Source organism: Pleurocapsa sp. PCC 7319 (assembly GCF_000332195.1).
Classification (GTDB): domain Bacteria; phylum Cyanobacteriota; class Cyanobacteriia; order Cyanobacteriales; family Xenococcaceae; genus Waterburya.
Genome location: NZ_KB235922.1, coordinates 4,561,672 through 4,579,912, shown reverse-complemented (window position 1 = coordinate 4,579,912; position 18,241 = coordinate 4,561,672). Strand labels below are relative to the sequence as shown.

At 38.6% G+C, this 18,241-nt stretch carries 19 protein-coding genes; 8 read left to right on the top strand and 11 right to left on the bottom strand.

The genetic code is table 11. The features are described from left to right. The first annotated feature begins 234 nt into the window (after positions 1–234). A complete protein-coding gene (gene rlmN, locus PLEUR7319_RS0124865) occupies positions 235–1,281 on the top strand; it encodes a 23S rRNA (adenine(2503)-C(2))-methyltransferase RlmN (protein ID WP_019507938.1) in 1,047 nt (348 codons plus the stop codon). Here the strand turns inward: rlmN and PLEUR7319_RS0124860 are convergent. After that, entirely contained in the window at positions 1,278–1,475 is a 198-nt protein-coding gene (locus PLEUR7319_RS0124860) for a hypothetical protein (protein ID WP_019507937.1), read from the bottom strand. The two genes, rlmN and PLEUR7319_RS0124860, sit on opposite strands and share 4 nt — an antisense overlap. Positions 1,476–1,856: 381 nt before the next feature. Here PLEUR7319_RS0124860 and menB point away from each other — a divergent pair, with 381 nt between their 5' ends. Further along, complete coding sequence (gene menB, locus PLEUR7319_RS0124855) at positions 1,857–2,690, top strand: 1,4-dihydroxy-2-naphthoyl-CoA synthase (RefSeq protein ID WP_019507936.1); 834 nt, start codon at positions 1,857–1,859, stop codon at positions 2,688–2,690. Positions 2,691–3,128: 438 nt separating this feature from the next. Here the strand turns inward: menB and PLEUR7319_RS0124850 are convergent, their stop codons facing one another. The 5 genes from PLEUR7319_RS0124850 to PLEUR7319_RS0124830 all read right to left on the bottom strand — a co-directional run bounded on the left by PLEUR7319_RS0124850 (position 3,129) and on the right by PLEUR7319_RS0124830 (position 7,113). After that, complete coding sequence (locus PLEUR7319_RS0124850) at positions 3,129–3,416, bottom strand: hypothetical protein (RefSeq protein ID WP_019507935.1); 288 nt, start codon at positions 3,414–3,416, stop codon at positions 3,129–3,131. Positions 3,417–3,708: 292 nt separating this feature from the next. After that, positions 3,709–4,335: a DUF721 domain-containing protein gene (locus tag PLEUR7319_RS0124845; protein WP_019507934.1), complete on the bottom strand. Its 627-nt coding sequence runs from the start codon at positions 4,333–4,335 to the stop codon at positions 3,709–3,711. 67 nt (positions 4,336–4,402) lie between these two features. Next, positions 4,403–5,206: a peptidoglycan editing factor PgeF gene (gene pgeF / locus PLEUR7319_RS0124840; protein WP_019507933.1), complete on the bottom strand. Its 804-nt coding sequence runs from the start codon at positions 5,204–5,206 to the stop codon at positions 4,403–4,405. 83 nt (positions 5,207–5,289) lie between these two features. Then, positions 5,290–6,102 carry a hypothetical protein gene (locus PLEUR7319_RS0124835; RefSeq protein ID WP_019507932.1) on the bottom strand — a complete coding sequence of 271 codons (813 nt, stop codon included), beginning with the start codon at positions 6,100–6,102 and terminating at the stop codon, positions 5,290–5,292. 216 nt (positions 6,103–6,318) lie between these two features. Further along, entirely contained in the window at positions 6,319–7,113 is a 795-nt protein-coding gene (locus PLEUR7319_RS0124830; protein ID WP_019507931.1) for a type 1 glutamine amidotransferase, read from the bottom strand. 309 nt (positions 7,114–7,422) lie between these two features. Between PLEUR7319_RS0124830 and clpS the strand changes: the two genes are divergently transcribed. Further along, a complete protein-coding gene (gene clpS, locus PLEUR7319_RS0124825; protein ID WP_026102765.1) occupies positions 7,423–7,716 on the top strand; it encodes an ATP-dependent Clp protease adapter ClpS in 294 nt (97 codons plus the stop codon). 93 nt (positions 7,717–7,809) lie between these two features. After that, a complete protein-coding gene (locus PLEUR7319_RS0124820; protein WP_019507929.1) occupies positions 7,810–8,091 on the top strand; it encodes a DUF2103 domain-containing protein in 282 nt (93 codons plus the stop codon). A 23-nt stretch (positions 8,092–8,114) separates the two neighbouring features. Here the strand turns inward: PLEUR7319_RS0124820 and PLEUR7319_RS0124815 are convergent, their stop codons facing one another. Genes PLEUR7319_RS0124815 through PLEUR7319_RS0124805 form a run of 3 tightly spaced genes read right to left on the bottom strand, consistent with a single transcriptional unit; the run spans position 8,115 to position 10,405 of the window. Then, positions 8,115–9,302, bottom strand: a complete 1,188-nt coding sequence (locus PLEUR7319_RS0124815) for a TRC40/GET3/ArsA family transport-energizing ATPase (RefSeq protein ID WP_019507928.1) — start codon at positions 9,300–9,302, stop codon at positions 8,115–8,117. Positions 9,303–9,349: 47 nt separating this feature from the next. Then, positions 9,350–9,784, bottom strand: coding sequence for a DUF2358 domain-containing protein (locus PLEUR7319_RS0124810; protein ID WP_019507927.1), 435 nt, complete (start codon positions 9,782–9,784; stop codon positions 9,350–9,352). Positions 9,785–9,835: 51 nt separating this feature from the next. Next, positions 9,836–10,405 (bottom strand): CesT family type III secretion system chaperone, encoded by a 570-nt coding sequence (locus tag PLEUR7319_RS0124805; RefSeq protein WP_019507926.1) that lies wholly within the window; start codon positions 10,403–10,405, stop codon positions 9,836–9,838. A 247-nt stretch (positions 10,406–10,652) separates the two neighbouring features. Here PLEUR7319_RS0124805 and PLEUR7319_RS0124800 point away from each other — a divergent pair, with 247 nt between their 5' ends. The 3 genes from PLEUR7319_RS0124800 to PLEUR7319_RS0124790 all read left to right on the top strand — a co-directional run bounded on the left by PLEUR7319_RS0124800 (position 10,653) and on the right by PLEUR7319_RS0124790 (position 13,474). Continuing rightward, the gene (locus PLEUR7319_RS0124800; RefSeq protein WP_019507925.1) at positions 10,653–11,090 is read left to right on the top strand and encodes a nucleoside deaminase; all 438 of its coding nucleotides are present in this window, start codon (positions 10,653–10,655) and stop codon (positions 11,088–11,090) included. A 409-nt stretch (positions 11,091–11,499) separates the two neighbouring features. Beyond that, positions 11,500–12,279, top strand: a complete 780-nt coding sequence (gene egtC, locus PLEUR7319_RS0124795; RefSeq protein WP_019507924.1) for an ergothioneine biosynthesis protein EgtC — start codon at positions 11,500–11,502, stop codon at positions 12,277–12,279. Then, positions 12,251–13,474 (top strand): SUMF1/EgtB/PvdO family nonheme iron enzyme, encoded by a 1,224-nt coding sequence (locus PLEUR7319_RS0124790; RefSeq protein ID WP_019507923.1) that lies wholly within the window; start codon positions 12,251–12,253, stop codon positions 13,472–13,474. Before egtC ends, PLEUR7319_RS0124790 begins: the two co-directional genes overlap by 29 nt. Positions 13,475–13,598: 124 nt before the next feature. On the opposite strand, the gene PLEUR7319_RS0124785 is transcribed toward PLEUR7319_RS0124790, so the two are convergent. Then, the gene (locus PLEUR7319_RS0124785) at positions 13,599–15,275 is read right to left on the bottom strand and encodes an alpha-amylase family glycosyl hydrolase (RefSeq protein ID WP_026102763.1); all 1,677 of its coding nucleotides are present in this window, start codon (positions 15,273–15,275) and stop codon (positions 13,599–13,601) included. A 197-nt stretch (positions 15,276–15,472) separates the two neighbouring features. Here PLEUR7319_RS0124785 and PLEUR7319_RS36625 point away from each other — a divergent pair, with 197 nt between their 5' ends. Further along, positions 15,473–16,975, top strand: a complete 1,503-nt coding sequence (locus tag PLEUR7319_RS36625; RefSeq protein WP_036800743.1) for a sorbosone dehydrogenase family protein — start codon at positions 15,473–15,475, stop codon at positions 16,973–16,975. Between the two features lie 9 nt (positions 16,976–16,984). Here the strand turns inward: PLEUR7319_RS36625 and PLEUR7319_RS36620 are convergent, their stop codons facing one another. Further along, positions 16,985–18,193, bottom strand: coding sequence for an SMP-30/gluconolactonase/LRE family protein (locus tag PLEUR7319_RS36620; protein WP_019507920.1), 1,209 nt, complete (start codon positions 18,191–18,193; stop codon positions 16,985–16,987). Positions 18,194–18,241: the final 48 nt, after the last annotated feature.

The following is an 18,241-nucleotide window of genomic DNA, read 5'->3' as shown; positions in this document are numbered from 1 at the left end:
GACAGATGGGGACGCAAAGCTAGTCATTTAAAGCTTATGCTGATTTAACCCTTTACCGCAACTGTCTCAAAGTTAGAAGGTAAGAGTTACATTAAGAAAATCATACTTTAGTAGAGTTTCTGAATTAATTGTAAAATGTCACTACTTAATGGTTGTCACAAATAGCTAAAAACCAACTATTTTTACAAAATTTTAAAAGATTTCATTTCAATCAAAGTACTTAATCAAAATCTAATGACGCCACAAATAGTAAAGCAATCGATCAAGAATTCAGAGGTTCTTTTGGGGAAATCTTTAGCTGAGTTAACTGCTTGGGTACAAGAGCAAGATCAACCAGCTTATAGAGGCAAACAACTGTATCAATGGTTATACCAAAAAGGGGTGCGATCGCTATCTGATATTTCGGTATTTCCCAAAAAGTGGCGGCATGAAATGGCAGGATATCCCCTGGGACGTTCTACGATTCATTATCGTAGCGTTGCTCCTGATGCCACCCGTAAATATCTATTACGTCTGGCGGATGGATTAATCATTGAAGCAGTTGGTATTCCCACTGCTAAAAGGTTGACTGTGTGTGTTTCTTCTCAAGTAGGCTGTCCGATGGACTGTGATTTTTGCGCCACAGGCAAAGGCGGCTTTACCCGCAATCTCAAAGCTCATGAAATTATCGATCAGGTGCTAACAGTGCAGGAAGATTTTGAGCAAAGAGTCAGCAATGTAGTATTTATGGGCATGGGAGAGCCGATGGCAAATATCGATCATGTTATAGCTGCGGTCAAGTCTTTGAATCAGGATGTTGGTATCGGAGCGCGATCGCTAACTGTATCTACAGTGGGTATTCCTGGGAAAATTCATCAGCTAGCCCAACATAAATTACAAATTGTGCTAGCGGTAAGTCTTCATGCTTCTAATCAAGCTTTACGAGAACAATTAATTCCTAGTGCCAAAAAATATCCTCTAAATAATCTACTGGATGAATGCCGAGATTATGTAGAGGTTACAGGTAGAAGGGTGACTTTTGAATATGTTTTGCTGTCACGGGTTAACGACTTACCTGAAAATGCACGGGAACTGTCTCAATGCTTAAAAGGCTTTCAAACCCATGTAAACTTAATTCCCTATAATCCTATTTCAGAAGTTGATTATCAACGACCACAGAAAAACCGAATTAGAGAATTTACTAACATCTTAGAAGCAGCAAATATAACTGTCAGCGTACGTTATTCTCGTGGTTTAGAGGCTGATGCAGCTTGTGGACAACTGAGAGCCTCAAAAGTCTAAGCCGAAGCCGAAGCAACTAAAGAACTACTATCAATGCCTGGAGCGTATGCTTCAATCACTTTACCAGTTTTGGCGCATTGGACTAGTAAATAGTCACAGCTACGACAAGAGGTACGTATAATCGAATTGTCCGTAAAATGTCTGGTAGCGCGATCGCCACAATTGGGGCAATGAATTGATTGTGTTTTAATCATTTTTATTGAATAGAATCTTGGGACTTATGGCTCAAGTCGTCAACTCTATTTGCATTTTGATTCTTACGTTATTAAATTAATCTTTTCTAATTATAATTTTTGTTTTGATATTACTTATCTTTCTTTATATAGATTTTATATAGTCTGATATTGATCCCTAGTTATATAAAGCTCTGATTAGCTATCATCTTGCTGTTTAATATATTATTAATATTTCTTTGTGTCTAGTTAATATATTAGATAGAAAGTTTTTGGGTCAAATAATTCTTCCCAGGTAAAAGTGCTGAAAATACCTAAATCAGTTTTACAATTTCTAATGATACTGAAATTCGATGATTTAATTCTAGAGAACAATTATTTTGCTTTTTGTAGCGATAACCTATGCAAGTTGAATGGCAAACGGCTAAAACTTACCAAGATATTCTTTACCAAAAATGGAGTGGCATCGCCAAAATTACCATTAACCGTCCTCATAAACGCAATGCTTTTCGTCCCAAAACTGTATGGGAAATGTACGATGCTTTTGTAGACGCTCGTGAAGATAATAGAATTGGTGTAGTGCTTTTGACAGGGGCAGGTCCCCATACTGACGGTAAATATGCTTTTTGTGCCGGTGGCGATCAAAGTATTAGAGGTAAAGCTGGATACATAGATGAACAGGGTACCCCCAGATTAAATGTTTTAGATTTACAGCGTTTAATTCGTTCATTACCAAAAGTAACAATTGCCCTGGTAGCTGGCTATGCTATTGGTGGGGGTCATGTGCTCCATGTATTGTGTGATTTAACTATTGCCGCCGATAATGCTATTTTTGGGCAGACCGGTCCCAAGGTAGGTAGCTTTGACGGTGGATTTGGCTCTAGTTATTTAGCTCGCATTGTCGGACAAAAAAAAGCCAGAGAAATTTGGTTCCTTTGTCGGCAATACAGTGCTATAGAAGCCTTAGAAATGGGATTAGTAAATTGCGTTGTACCGATAAGTCAATTAGAAGCTGAAGGGATTAAATGGTCGCAAGAAATCTTGGCTAAAAGTCCAATTGCTATTCGTTGTCTTAAAGCTGCTTTTAATGCGGACTGTGATGGACAGGCTGGCTTACAAGAATTAGCTGGTAATGCGACTATGCTTTACTACATGACGGAAGAAGGAGCAGAGGGAAAACAAGCCTTTTTAGAAAAACGTTCTCCAAACTTTCAGCAGTATCCTTGGTTGCCTTAAACAATAAATGATTCGTTATCTTGGGAAATTTGACAATTGATGGATAATTCAGTCTAAGACCTCTGGTTAATCAGTCCCCAACACCCTCCCATGAATCTTATTACAGGGCGAGGACTTCTCGCCTTGTCAATCTCACTAAGTTGAGTAATCTAGAGATCAGAAACTATATAGCGTTTCTCGTATTAATGAGATACACTTTGGTGGAGTCAGGGAATAGGGAATAGGGGTTTTAAGGTTTTTGACTAAGTTTATATTTGTACCTCACTTATTTGAGAAACGCTATAAAACTACCAATTAATATCTTGTGAAGCTTTAACTGGATCGGGAAAAGTGTACTCTGTGAATCAAAATTAAGTATAAAGCCTGAATAATCTTTTCTTCACTTAGTTGGGATAAATTAGTTGGGATAAATTTTACTTTTATGGTGACTGAGAGAATTTAATCGAGCTGATGAGTAGCTGCTGCTTGAAAAGTGACACTGGCATTAATTTTAGGCGGATCGGAAGCTACCTTACTAGCAGTTTGTAATGGAATTGAAACATCCAGATTAAATATATCTTCTAATTTTATTAAAGTGGTTTCAAAGGGAGGAGAGGCAAATGAACAAGCTTTCCAACTGCTTTGGACTGGCACACTCAACATTTCGCATAAACCACCCCTTCGTCCCTCTGGCCGATAAAAGCGACAGAAGCGACAAGCAGAAGTTGAAAAATTTCTTTCTTTCATCAGTCAGATTGTAATTCTAGGAACGGCTGGAATCCGTAATCTTTTTCCTATTTTGCGCTCTCTTTATAAACTTACAAATCTAATTGAAGTGTTTATCCTATCTGGGTTTCGATGATCCCCAGACAGGGTCAATCTTTCATATTCTCTTTATAATTGATTAATGAATAGTTATAATAATTCCCAAAAATTGTATCAAAAATAACTTTCTAGTGATGCTTCTCTCGTAGTCAAGGTGGAAAACAATATAGGGATCATTAACAAAGTAGGTCAATAATTTTTAACCAAATGTTTACTAATGCTCTGGAAAAGTTGGAGGACGGTATTCTTGAGACCATTTTTGAGCCACACAGAGATAACATAAATTCCACCGTTCTATTTCACCTTTTGGAGTAGGAGAATCGCAGTTAGGACAACATTGAAAAGATGGTGGGTTTTGTTTGATAGTTTTGAGCCAACGCTCTGCTGCCGCCCCGGCTTTCGTTGAGGAAGAAGATATTTGAGTTGACTTGTCTTTTTCATTCTTGATTTGGTGATCTAAAACCCTAGAATCACGATGATTAATTTTAGATTTTTGCTTGTTGCTGACGTTGAATAAAGTTGGCTTAGTATTTTCTGGTTGAGTTTTTTGATGCCATTGAGAAGATGAGAAGCGAATATCTTTTAAAATATAAGGCAATTGATGATTGAGCTTTTTTAGCAAAGTATACCTTTGAAAAGAAAGCTCCTGAGCTCTAGCTGCACTAGAAGTAGCAACCCAAAGTACCTGCCGAGAAATGTACAGGGGACGGGTATTCTCGGCGATGTTTGGGCTAACGGTTTGGTACCAGCATGTGAGTAGTTGATGATACTCACGATATTTTTCCCACTCAGGCTGTTGTTCTAGCTTCGTCAGAATTTGATCTAGGGATTGAAAAAACAAGGTAGATAAATAACTCTATATAGATTTCTTATCTTATTATTAAAGACTATAAATGTAGCTAAAAAAACTATTTGCTAATAATTCCTGACCATTGAACTTTTTTTTCTCCAGTACGACGATATGAAAAAAGGCGCTCGCTTTGTTGATAAGTACAAAAAGGAGCGATCGCGATGTATTCTGGATTGATATTTAGTAGTTCTAATTGAATTTGATTCACTCTAGGCACATCTAGACGTACCTTGCCAGGCAGCTCATCATCAAAAATGGGCGTTTTAGGCAACTGTTTTAGTTCTGCGAGAATTTCTGAGTCAGTTTTGTCAGTAGCACCGGGAATAATTGTTTGACCAACTTCTATGGCTACACTTTGATCTACCTGGTAGACTGAACCGGCGATCGCAGGACCGATCGCAACCCGTAGATTTTTTTTCTTACTGCCAAAATCAAGGAATCGGGCGATCGCTTTGGAAACAATGTTTTGAGCTGTACCTCTCCAGCCAGCATGGATTGCACAGACTTGTCCTGTCACTATGTCTCCAATCAACAAAGGAGTACAGTCAGCACTGGCAACCCAAACGGACTGTTGTTGAAAGTTGCTGATCACAGCATCACCATCAGGAAAAGACTTAGATGAATTCCCTTCTTGAATAGTATTAGCTATTTCTTGAGATGTTAGAACCAAATTTCCGTGTACTTGTTTGACACGATATGCAACAGTATTCGGTTGCAAAATTAAGCTTAAATCTTCTGGGGTACGAGGATAAAATTGCTTAGTAAAAAATCCATGTTTCCAGTTTGAGAGCAGATTACAGGTTAGATAAGAATTACCCTCCCAGGTTTGCCATTGCCATTTATGATTAATTTGGTTAGACACAACACAATAAATAATTATCGTAGGGGCGAACGCGATTCGCCCTTACACAATCGTATAGTTTTTATGCTGAGAGCAAAGCTCTTTTAGTTGGGAATGACTGCAATATATAACTTGGATTCAGATTCATATCTCCAAGCAATTCCTTCGGGGTCTTTGCTTTGACTCCACTCTTCAAAATCTGGATCAGTTTTGCGTCTGCCAACAGTACTAGAATTCAGATCGAGACGTTTTGCTAATTCAGCTTGAATTAATGACTGACCCGCATCAATAGAAGCAGCTTCTTTCGTAGCGGTACTGTTTGCCTCAGATGCATCTTCAGTAGTTGCAGTAGACTGGGGTGATTCTGGTTTGGTTAATTGAGCGACAGAAGAGAATTCTTGAGAGTTGGTGACTGTTTTATTTTCCTGAGTCTGTTCTTGTTTTGCTAGTTGGGCTATACCTCTGACAGATAATTTGCTAGATTCTTTAGCTGCTAATTGATAAGAGTTTACTGAAGCTTCCGGTTCACTATCATCAAAAATACTACCCAAAGCACTGGCAGTAGGGAAATAATAAACTACACCCTTATCCTTAATAGTTTTTGGCTGAGTGCCATATTCGTCGCTTTTACGACTGAGGAACACTTTGGCAGCTCTGGCAGTTAGGTTAGCTTTAACGGATAGATCTACTGGAGTTAAATAGCCCCGATTTTCTTTAATCAGTTGATTAAAGTAAGGGTTGATTTCTCCACACCATTTTTGCCATTGGTAATTTTGCCAAAATTTGAAAGCTACAATCAATACTGCTAGTAATAGTAAGAAAGGCCATAACTTATACAAAATCACAAAACCAAAGGCAACAGGCAAAATGAGAACCAAAATTCCAGTAGAACTATTATCTAGTACTTTTCCAGTCATATGTTTTGCTTGCAATTGCGTAAGATTTATGAATCGGGACTTATAAAGTGCTCCTACAGCGAAGCACTTAGCCCATGGCGAACGAAAACTCTGAAGTAAAACGACAGGGTAATGCTCACACCTTGCAAGATCTTCTTGCATAATTTGTATCATTGCAATATTAATGCAATTTGCTTTGCAACGCACGCAACAAATGCAAAGATTAACAACAGTCTTCTAAACTGTTGACAAAAGGTTGGATAAGTCAAGACGTTGCAACATTGCTTTACGAGCTGCAATAGCTAAAGAATCTTCTAAAGCGGTCAAGGTAATTTCCTGTTGATACTTTTTTTGCAACGATTTTTTAATTAGCCAATCGGCAATAAACTGGTTTTTAGGTAATAAAGGTCCATGAGAATAAGTGGCGATCGCATTTTGATAAAAAGCCCCTGCTGTCTGATCTTCGCCATTGTTGCCATATCCTTTGATTACTTTACCTAGAGGCTGTACATCTTGGAGATAAGTTCTACCGCCATGATTTTCAAATCCAATCACAATCGGTTTTTCTCCTAACATGACCTGTAACTCTGACGCTATCGGGGTAGCGGTAATTTCAAATACTAAATTGCCAATACAGCGTTGCGCTTCGATACCTGGATGTTGGCTCACCATGTCTAATATACCCAAGCCTTCAATTCTTTTGCCTAGTGCTGGTTCGTAATAATGTCCCAAAAGTTGAGGCGAACCACAGGTAAATACACCTGGTGTTCCCTGGTCAATTTTTGTTTGCAGAATTTGGGCTTTTTCTCCTTGCAAGTCACGCATCACAATCTCTTGCTGCCGGTCTTGCGCTCCTCCACCGACAATTAAATCTACCTGATTAAATTGTGCCACCCCAGTTTCTCGTTTTAGAGGAATTACTTCAACTTCTATGCCTCGCCACTGACATCGCCTTTGAAGACAAATAACATTGCCGCGATCGCCATAAGTACTCATTAATGTTGGATAAAGCCAACCGATTGCAATTTTCATGAGCAAATAGTCAAATTTAAAGAATAGTAAATGAGAGCTTAACTGCCATAACTCGCTCAATTCAAAATTTGAAGAAATTATTAATAATGGTTAGACTTTATATTTAAGACATACATATATGTGTGTAAATAAACATGAATTGTCAATGACTGTAGATTGATCTGATATCTACAAAGTCACAGATTACCCCGCCGTAAGACGACGAGGTCTTCTTGCTCAATAGCCTCAATGGGGGGAACCCCCACAACGGCTTTTCGCGCTGCTGTGACCGTTGGTCAATATTTAGTTGAGTTATTAGGATTTATTGGAATGACTGTCTCCCCCGCCGTAACCAAAGAAAAAGCTGGTCAGACCATCAAGCAACATTATCCCAACTACAAAATAATCGTTTTAAATGATGACTTTAACACGTTTAAGCACGTCATCGAATGTCTGATGAAGTATATTCCAGGCATGAATGGCGATCTGGCACGGGAATTAACCGAACAAGTTCATTATGAAGGACAGGCTTTAGTTTGGGTCGGACCACAGGAACAAGCAGAACTATATCATCAACAGTTAAGACGTGCTGGACTGACTATGGCACCTTTAGAGAAAGCTTAGTATAAACTAGCGTAAATAAGAAGTAGCACGTAATTCCCTGGAGGAAATTGCGTCAGGCAGAAGTAAAAAATAAAAACTAAAAAAATAAAGATTATGTCTTCTGATGGTCGATTAGTCTGGAATCATTCAACCCATCTTCCTGGTTTAATTCCCATATTAGAAAAATTAATTCAGTGCGAGGGAATTTCTACCGTTACTCCAGGAAGAATCAAAACCACCAGAAGTCATATCCCTAAAATGAAGTTGCGAGTTTCTGTTCCTATTCGAGGTGGTTATAAGCTAATTGCCCGTCAGGGAAAAACAGTGCAAGAAGTTTTTATCCTAACTATCTTAGACCAGTCTCAGTTAGAAAAGGCGATCGCCAATTTACTCTAAGATTACTTTCGCGGCATTTAATTCTAAACTTTGGTCATGTCTTGAAAATTAATTTTCAAATAATCATCCTCCATTTTGGCTCCCGATGGTTGGAGTGCCGCCAAAGCTTGAGGTAATACTAAATTGCGACGATGATTACCAATTCTGATATTTAACTCGTCACCAGTTTTGTTTAATTGAATCTTTTCTTTGGGAATTCCTGGTAAGTATAAGTGCAGACTGTAATTACCCTGCTCTTGAATTACTTTTATGGTATTTTCTTTGTAGTAAACTTGAGTTGGATCTTCATCTGGATACAAAATTTCTTTCAATTTTTCTAAAGCTTCCATACCACACATTTCTGTGGGAAATAAGGGTGCTTCCTTAACGGGTAAAGGATGAAAATTATCATAAATTTCTTGCTTATAGACGTTTTGATTTTCCTTCCAACGCTGGAAAAAGGGATCGTTTACTTCGTTGGGAATGACTCTATTAGCCACTACCAAATCTGTAGCAACATTATATAGACTTAGGTAAGCGTGAGCACGTAGAGATTCTTTGATGACCATTTTTTCAGGATTCATCACCAAACGTACCGAAGTTTTAGTGTTATCTGTCAAAACTTTTTCTAAAGCTTCTATTTGCTCATAAAATTCATAAGGAGCATCCATCACTTCATTATCAGGTAAAGAGAAACCAGCAATTGGTTTAAACAATGGCTCAACTAAGGGCCGTAACGCTGCCGACATTCCCTGAAGTGGCTTATAAAAACGTCTCATGTACCAGCCACCAACCTCAGGTAGACTCAAGAGTCTCAAAGCAGTTCCTGTTGGAGCCGAGTCAATAATCAAAATCTCGAAGTCCCCTTCATCATAATGGCGTTTCATTCTTACCAAGCCAAAGATTTCGTCCATACCTGGTAAGATTGCCAATTCTTCGGCTTGCACACCATCTAAACCTCTAGCCTGTAAAACCTGGGTAATGTAACGCTTTACAGCTCCCCAGTTTCCTTCTAATTCTCTGAGGGCATCAAGCTCTGCCCCCCAAAGATTAGACTTGACCAGTTTCGGATCGTGTCCCAGCTCAAGATCAAAACTGTCTGCCAAAGAGTGAGCGGGATCGGTACTGAGTACCAATGTCTTATAACCCAATTCCGCACAACGCAGACCAGTAGCTGCCGCAACGGAAGTTTTACCGACTCCACCCTTGCCAGTCATCAAAATTACACGCATAGAAAGATTTAGATCCTAAATTAAATATATTTACATTACTTAACTTCTTATTGTGACGCTTTTTGAGTCGAAAAGAAATTTTGGCGTAAAACATTCCAGGGAGAAATATGCCAGTAATCAATATGAGAAATAATTAAATTATCCTCATTCACTGTTAATTCACTCCAACCAGGAATTGATAAGCGAGGTTTCCAGGGCAAAGGCGGAGTCATATTTAATGTCCACTCAGTTTTAATAGTGTTTTCGTTTCCGGTTATTTCGTGGAGTTTCATCTCAATATTGCCAAAAAAACCATTTAGAAAGCCAATCATCTTCTGGTAACGTTTGACTCCATTGAATTCATTTAACGGGTCTTTAAAATAAACATTCTGGGCATAGATATCAAAAGTTTGGTTTTCAGGAAATCTTTGATAATCTGCTTTTAAGATTTCTAAAATATCTTTTTGCTGTCGATGGTTAATCGTTGATGGCTGATTGCTCATAGTTACACATCCATTGTGAATAATTCTTCGTTCGCGATCGCTAATCCTTAACTAAACCTCTACTTCAGACCATAATCGTTCTAGCTGAGCTTTCCAGGCTGCCAAAAACTGTTCTCTTTGAGCTGGGTCTTGATCGATGCCTCCCATAATGCCCTCTTGATAAAATCGATCTATGGTTTGGTAAGTAGATTCTAAGCTCTGACCTTGAGCTTTTGCAGCTTTAACAATCTGAATAATTTGCTTTTCTATTAACTGATTAAAAGACGAAGAAAGACCTTTTTCCACTAAGGCAACTAATGATGCGATCGCACTTTTAAAATCCTCTGGAGTTAAACTTTCTAAGCGATGATGAAATACTCCCCACAAAACATTTTGATTGATCGCATAGCGAACTTCTTGAGTAAGATCAAAATTATCTTCTAATAGCTGTGGTAGTAAAGATTGAGCTTCGTTAGCTGCGGCAATGGGAGTTAGTAATCTCAGCCAAGACTTATCTTCTGATAAGATAACCAACAAATGTATCTGAGAGTTTCTAATTTGCCATGCCTCATCTACATCGTGTTTAATGTCTTCAGGGTTAAACAGTTGTTCTAAAATAAGTGAAATTTCTGTTACTTTCATCTTTGAGCTGGTAAATAAAGGTTTTATCTTACTAGGTTTAACAACAGTGTAATAGTTTTTAACATTAGAGTTTTTCCTAACTGATATTTATAGAAGATGAAAACTCATGAGAGAAGTGTGCTTTCGCCTTTGGAGTGTCAAGCTTGTGGGTTGACATGATGTGAGAAAAATTACCAAAAAAAAGGTCATGGCAGGGCGATCGCGATTGGAGTTAAATTACGACTCATATTTAATTCATTGTGACTGGATGAAATATGCTCTCAAATTAGCTTGTACAGCAGGAGCTTTGGGAGAGATTCCTGTTGGTGCAGTAATTGTTGATGCCCAAGGTCACTTGCTGGCGAAAGCTACTAATCGTAAAGAAAGAGAGCAAGATGCTACTGCCCATGCTGAAATTTTGGCAATTCGCGCCGCAAGTCAGGCTCTACAAAGTTGGAATCTTAAAAATTGTACTCTTTACGTCACTCTTGAACCTTGTCCCATGTGTGCGGGAGCAATTATTCAGTCTCGTTTGCAATTATTAGTTTATGGTACTGACGATCCGAAAACTGGCGCAATTCGTACAGTTACTAATCTTCCCGATAGTTCTTGTTCTAATCATCGATTACAAGTGTTAGCTGGCATTAAAGAAACAGAGTGTCGTCAGCAATTAAAGACTTGGTTTCGTCAACGTAGGAAAAGATAGGCAATAAAATTTTACTATGTATTCAAATTATGTGTTACGATTTCTGATTATGTGAACAATTACTAGATTTTGTTTGCAACCCTCTAAGTTTATCCCAGGGAGTCGTCAGATTAGTAAAGCTAACCTCAGTTCAAGTCTGTTGATGTAATCTTTTTCCCTACTCCCTTAACAAATTTGGCCTTTCAATGAGGGCAGCTCTTTGAGTTTAACCCTCGTTATTTTTTGAGTATATTAGCGATTCTTACTCAAACAAACTGGTTATTATCAGAAATTTTAATTTTTATCTTGCGGTGATGATTTCGGGCTTTAAGGCTCCTGAGATTTTAAATTTATATCTTTGTTTCTATCGACTGGAGATGATTGAATATAAAAGGCAGAAAACTAGTTACTCATATTGTCCCATATTGTAATGTGTCGATTATTAGGCTATCTTGGTTCTCCGATTCAACTAAACCGTATACTAATCAAGCCAGAGCATTCTCTAATCGCTCAAAGTTATCAACCCCGTGAAATGACTGCGGGGTTATTAAATGCCGATGGTTTTGGTATTGGATGGTATCATACAGAGCAAGAGAATCCGCCCTACACTTACAAAAATGTTTTACCAATTTGGAATGATGCTAACCTACCTCAGCTAGGACGGTATGTAGAATCAAAATGCTACTTAGGATACGTTCGTAGTGCTACTTCCAACCTCTCTGTCGACATAATTAATTGCCAGCCATTTTCACACCAAAATCTTTTGTTTGTTCACAATGGCTTTATCGATGATTTTCGTAAGACTTTATATCGACCAATTCGCAATAGTTTAAATGACTTTGCTTATCAGCGTATAGAAGGAACGACTGACTCAGAACATATCTTTGCCTTGATAGTGAACGAGTTAGAAAGTAGCGATCGCATGACTTTGTCACAAGCTTTGAGTAATACTATTACTCGCTTAAACAAACTAGCAGAGGTAGATCAAATCAATTTTTCAGCTAATATTGTTTTGAGCAATGGCAAAGAGTTGGTAGCCTGCCGTTACTCTAATCGAGAAACTAGTCCTACACTATACTATATAAAAAATTCTGATGCAGTAATTCTTGTATCAGAACCTATGTTTGAAGGTGATTGGGTAAGTTGTCCCGAAAAAAGCATTCTGGGTGTAGGAGAAAATCTTGAAGTTAGCATCAATTCAATCTCGTAGAAATTCTATTGCCAAAGCATTAAGCTATATCCGGCAAAAAAACTTAGATTTACTAGCCGAAGTTAATCAATCCAGCTTTTTTAAGCAAGCTCACCCAGAATTCAGCCCTATTGGCTGGCATTTTGGTCATATTGCTTTTACTGAAGCTTACTGGGTTTTAAATCATCTTGCTGATTTACCCTTAGGTTCCCCTGAGTATAGTCGGTTGTTCGCCGCTGATGGCTTACCGAAGCAAGAACGTGAAAATTTGCCCAATGTCGAAACCATTAAAGAATATTTACATAGCATTAGAACTAAAACTCTAAGTTATCTAGCGAATGCACCGATAGAAAAACAAGAGCGTCTTTGGCGATGGTTGATTCAACACGAAAGCCAGCATGGAGAAACCATTAGTTTGATTTTGCAACTTCATCAGCAGCGTAATTCTATTGATTCTCTAATTGCTGTTAGCCAAGCACAATCAAGATCGAGTTTTAAAGACCAAGCTAATACTTTAAAAGCTCAATATAGTGAAATGGTAAAAATTCCAGCGGGAGAGTTTCTTCTCGGGAGTAATGTTGTTGAAGCTCAGGACAATGAACGTTCTGCTTATAAAATACATTTGGATACTTATTGGATTGATCGCTATCCTGTAACCTGTGGTCAGTATTATCAGTTTATGGCTGCGGGAGGTTATCAAAAGTGCCAGTATTGGTCTAAGGAAGGTTGGCAATGGTTACAGCAAAATCCTGTTTCTCAGCCCTTATATTGGTCAAATTCTTTAGATTGGATCGAGCATCCTGTATGCGGGGTAAGTTATTACGAAGCCGAAGCATACGCCAATTTTGCCCACAAAAGATTACCCACAGAAGCTGAGTGGGAAAAAGCAGCCATTGGTGCATCTCCTAACTGTAATCATGGTCGTTTGATTGGGCATACTAGTCCTGTGACGGCTTATCCCGAACCAAGTAAGTATGGTTGTCAAGATATGTTGGGGAATGTTTGGGAATGGACTGCTTCTTGGTTTGATGCTTATCCAGGATTTAGTAGCTATCCCTATCCTGGCTATTCAGAAGTTTATTTTGATCGTCAGCATCGAGTATTGCGGGGTGGTAGTTGGGCAACCAGTAAAGCAACTTTGAGAACTAGTTTTCGCAACTGGTACCAGCCAAATGTCAGACAGATTTTTGCTGGCTTTCGCTGTGCTAAAGAATAGATTCAGTCATTGGGCGATTAGGCTCCGCCTACCCTTAGGATCGCTATCTACCAAAAATCAACTAATCAGGGTTTTAGTAATGGTAATGGTAAATATTAGTGGAGCAATAATCATTTCCATCAAGTTAATTTTTCCGAAAAATTGATGTTTCAAAAGGCTGTAAAGTTTGGGGTAAATCCATAATTTTCTTAGCTTCATAGTGAGTAGATAAAAGCACTAGCCAATGCTCAGATTCGATATATTCATCGACTGTTAGCTTTTTCTCATAAGAGAAATTGATGACAATTAAAACTTTTTCCGTTTCCGTTTCTCGAACATAAGCCAGGTGTTCGTAAGGATAATTGATTAAAGTTTTCCAGCTTCCTTGACGCAAAGCTTCGCTTTTTTTCCTAACTCTAATTAGATCTTTATAAAAATTGAGAATAGAATCTCGATCTTGAAATTCTTGCGCAATATTAACTTCAGTATAGTTTTTATTAATCGGTAGCCAAGGATCAACGTCCTTACCTAAGCTAAACCCTGCATTGATAGATTTATCCCACTGCATCGGTGTACGCGCACCATCTCGAGAGGCTGATTCTCCCTCATTTTCGATAGCTACGCGATCGCGCATTTTTTCGAGAGGAATATTTTCATGGTCAACCATCCCAATTTCTTGACCATAATATAAAACAGGAGTTCCTCTGACAGTAAGTAAAATAGTAGCTGCCGCTTTAGCAATCCCTACGGGATTATCACATAAGCTACACTCGATCCAACGGGATAAATGTCGGGGAATATCGTGATTATCTAAAAAGTAAATTGCCCAGGCATCCCTAGGAGTCATCAACTCTTTTTTAACTATTTCTTGTTGAAGATGACCTGGATACCAGGGACTAAAAGGAAACTCAAAAGTAAATGGTAAATGCAGCTCGTCTTGGTTTGCCCCATAAAAAATAACTGATTGATATAGTCCACTATCGATAAAAGTCTCCCCAATTAAAACTCGCTCGTCATATTCATTAATAATGGCCCTAATTTCGGAAATTATTTGATGATTTTCCGGTAGATCTTTGTCGTATAAATGATGCTGACTTTCAAAATCGCTGGTATCTTCTGCACCAAACTTGAGGGGATTGTCGCGATAATCTCGATCTTTGCTATAAACACTAGAAGCATCTAGTCTAAAACCGTCTATTCCCTTATCCAACCAAAAGCGAATAATATCATGAATTGCCTGTTTCACTTCAGCATTACGCCAGTTTAGATCGGGTTGTTGTTTGGCAAAAGTATGATAATAAAATTGCTGGGTAGTTTTACATAAAGTCCAAGCTGTACCACCGAAATAAGATAACCAATTATTAGGTTCACCTCCATCAGAATTAGGATCTCGCCAATGATACCAATCACGCTTGGGATTAGTTTTACTTGAGCTAGATTCAATAAACCAAGGATGTTTCTCCGAAGTATGGTTAATGACTAGATCCAAAATTACTTTAATACCTCTTTGATGAGCTTTGGCGATTAAGATCTCAAAATCCTCTAAAGTACCAAATATAGGATCGACATCATAATAGTCGCTAACATCGTAGCCATTGTCATACATGGGAGATTTATTGATCGGAGAAAGCCAAATAGCATCAACATGTAACGAATTTTCGCTATTGATATCTCCATCGTTGAGATAATCTAATTTTTGAATGATTCCCTGAATATCGCCACTGCCATCACCGTTAGCATCAGCAAAAGTTCGAGGAAAAATTTGATATATAATGCCGGTTTCCCACCATTTTTCAGGTTTTTTGTGCTGTTTACTGCTCATATTATAAATAATTAATGATGCCACCACCAAGCGTGGTCTAAACTCAGATCATCCAACATTTTGCTCTCTCACAATCGGTCTGCTTTAAGTAGATTGGGAAAAATTAACAAAACTGTACCGTTAGTAAGTAAATCTTAGATTGCGGTTAAACATTCAAAATGTGCAATGTACAATTGTCACTGATTTGGATTGGAAATATGACAATTCTCTTATCTATCTACAATTTTCGTCTTGTACTTAATAACAAATTTCGCCTTCTCTGCTTTGTTTGCTTAGTTCTCTTGGTAATTTTAGTTATTACTGAAACTTCTCCAGCTCAAATAACCTCTCCCATTCCCAAACCAATTGAAAAGTCTGAACTATCTGTTGGACTAGTAGAGGTTGTTCAAATTCCTAACAGTGGAACTGATACAGAAAAAGCTGCTCGGTTGAATCTGCTTACCCATGCAGGAGATGGTAGCAAACGATTATTTGTTAACGATATGCGTGGCAAATTGTATGTCGTTGTTGACGATACTGCTAATGTTTACATGAATCTGAAACAATTAATTTGTGCCGACTTTACTTATGAAAGTAGTCAACAGGGTTTTGCCTATTTTGCGTTTCATCCAGAATTTGCTCATAACGGGATTTTTTATACTGTAACTAGCGAAATCAAAGATAGCGGTACTCCTGACTTCCCCGTTACCAAAACGATTCTTGACAGTGATCAAAACATTATCGAAAGCTCTCACCACGATGTAATTCGCGAGTGGAAGGCAACGGAACCTTCTCGCAATACTTTTGTCGGAACATCCCGTGAAATTTTACGAATTGAAGAACCTTACCCAGATCATAATATTGGACAATTGGGCTTCAATCCCAATGCCAAACCAGGCGATGATGATTATGGTCTGCTATATATTGCCGTAGCTGATGGCGGTAGTGATGGTTGGCCTGTTAGCGATACCGATCCTTTAGACAACGGACAGGATTTGAAGACCCCATTAGGTAAAATGCTGAGAATAAATCCTTTGGGAAATAATAGTGCCAATGGTCAATATGGCATTCCTCGTGATAATCCTTTTGTTGGAGATAAAGATCCTCAGACTTTGGATGAAATCTGGGCTTATGGACTACGTAACCCCCATCGCTTTAGCTGGGATACTGGTGGCGAAGGCAAAATGTTGATCGCGGATACGGGTCAAGATTTTATTGAAGAAGTCAATCTTGGTATCAAAGGAGCTAATTATGGTTGGGGCAATAGGGAAGGAACTTGGGTAATCGAGGAAAATAACGAAAATGTTTTGTTTTCATTACCTCAAGATGATGATCGATATAATTACACTTACCCCGTTGCCCAATACGACCATGATATTCCTCCTGAAATAGAAAAGGACTACCCAATTGCGATCGCTGGTGGTTACGTTTATCGAGGCAAGGCAATACCTGAATTAATTGGTCAATATATTTTTGCCGACTTCGGCAGCGATGCCAGGTTTTTTCATGTTCCAGTAGATGAACTCGTTGATGGTAAACAAGCAACAATCAAAGAACTCAGACTCTTTGATGGAGAGTATGAAACTTCCTTCCTTGAAATCATCGCTAAAGATAGATCTGACGTGAGATTCGGGGTAGACGAAGTGGGAGAAATCTATGTGACATCCAAACAAGATGGCAAAGTGAGAAAACTCGTCCCTTCACCAGAATCAACCAAGTAACAAAACAGTTTAGCGCATCCCTGGAATCTGAAGACGGACACGGTAAAGACTGTTTCTGGCTGTAATGTAGAGGGTTTGGTAGTCGCGATCGCCCCAGGCTAAATTTGCGGGAGATTCTGGCGTTTCAATAATGCCCAATAGCTCACCGTTGGGTGAGAAAACCCATACTCCTCCTGGTCCAGTGCTGTAAACATTTCCTTTGATATCTACCTTCATGCCATCTGCTGCCCCTTCCTTACTAGAAGGTTTTAGTTCAGCAAAAAGTTTTCCTGTATCTAACGTGCCGTCTGGCTGGACATCAAATACGCGAATATGACCCTTTTCTGAATCATTCACATATAGTTTGCTCTCATCGGGAGAAAAGACAATTCCATTAGGACGTACAAAATCATCTACTAGCAAAGTTAGCGTCCCATCTGGGGCAAGGCGATAAACACCGTAAAACCCTAATTCTTCCTGTTCAGATTCGATTCCATAGGGAGGATCGGTAAAATAGATACTACCATCGGATTTGACTGCCAGATCGTTGGGACTATTGAGACGCTTGCCCTCATAACTACTAGCTAAAGTTACAACTGTGCCATTTTTTTCAGTACGGGATACCCGACGATTACCATGTTCCCCAGTAATTAAACGCCCCGATTTATCAAAAGTATTACCATTAGCATTGCCAGAGGGTTGACGGAAAATTTCAGTTTTTTTCCCTGGCTGCCATTTATAAATGGTATTAGCTGGAATATCACTAAACAGCAGAAAGCCATCGGGATGCCAAAGAGGTCCTTCGGTAAACTCAAAACCCCCTGCCACTTTTTTAACTTCGGTATTTGAATCCAGAATGTCTCCCAGATCATCTTGTTTAGTATCAAACTTTTGTACCATTGAGTGTCGTTGAGTTTCACCTGGGCGCAAGATAGTCGAATCCAGCTTCAACTCATTATCGTTAGTCAGTGGGTAAATGATCGCGCCATAGTTCGTTATCTTTACTACTAAGCCATTGGGATTGGTTAAGGTATAAACAGAGGCATTTTGACTGTCTGGAGTCTGACCGAATTCAATTTGCGTTACACTATTTTTTTCTTGCTCCTTGATTTCTTGTCTCTGATTGTTTTTTTCTTTGGGAAGAGAGAGATTTGGGTTAAATACTGCGTAGGAATCTGCGTTCACTTTAAGTAAACTCATTCCCATCATGGTAAAAACTGTCAGAATTATTCTTAACATTGAGTAAGGGAAAATTTATTTTTTTGTTAATTTCAGTATGGTTTCACT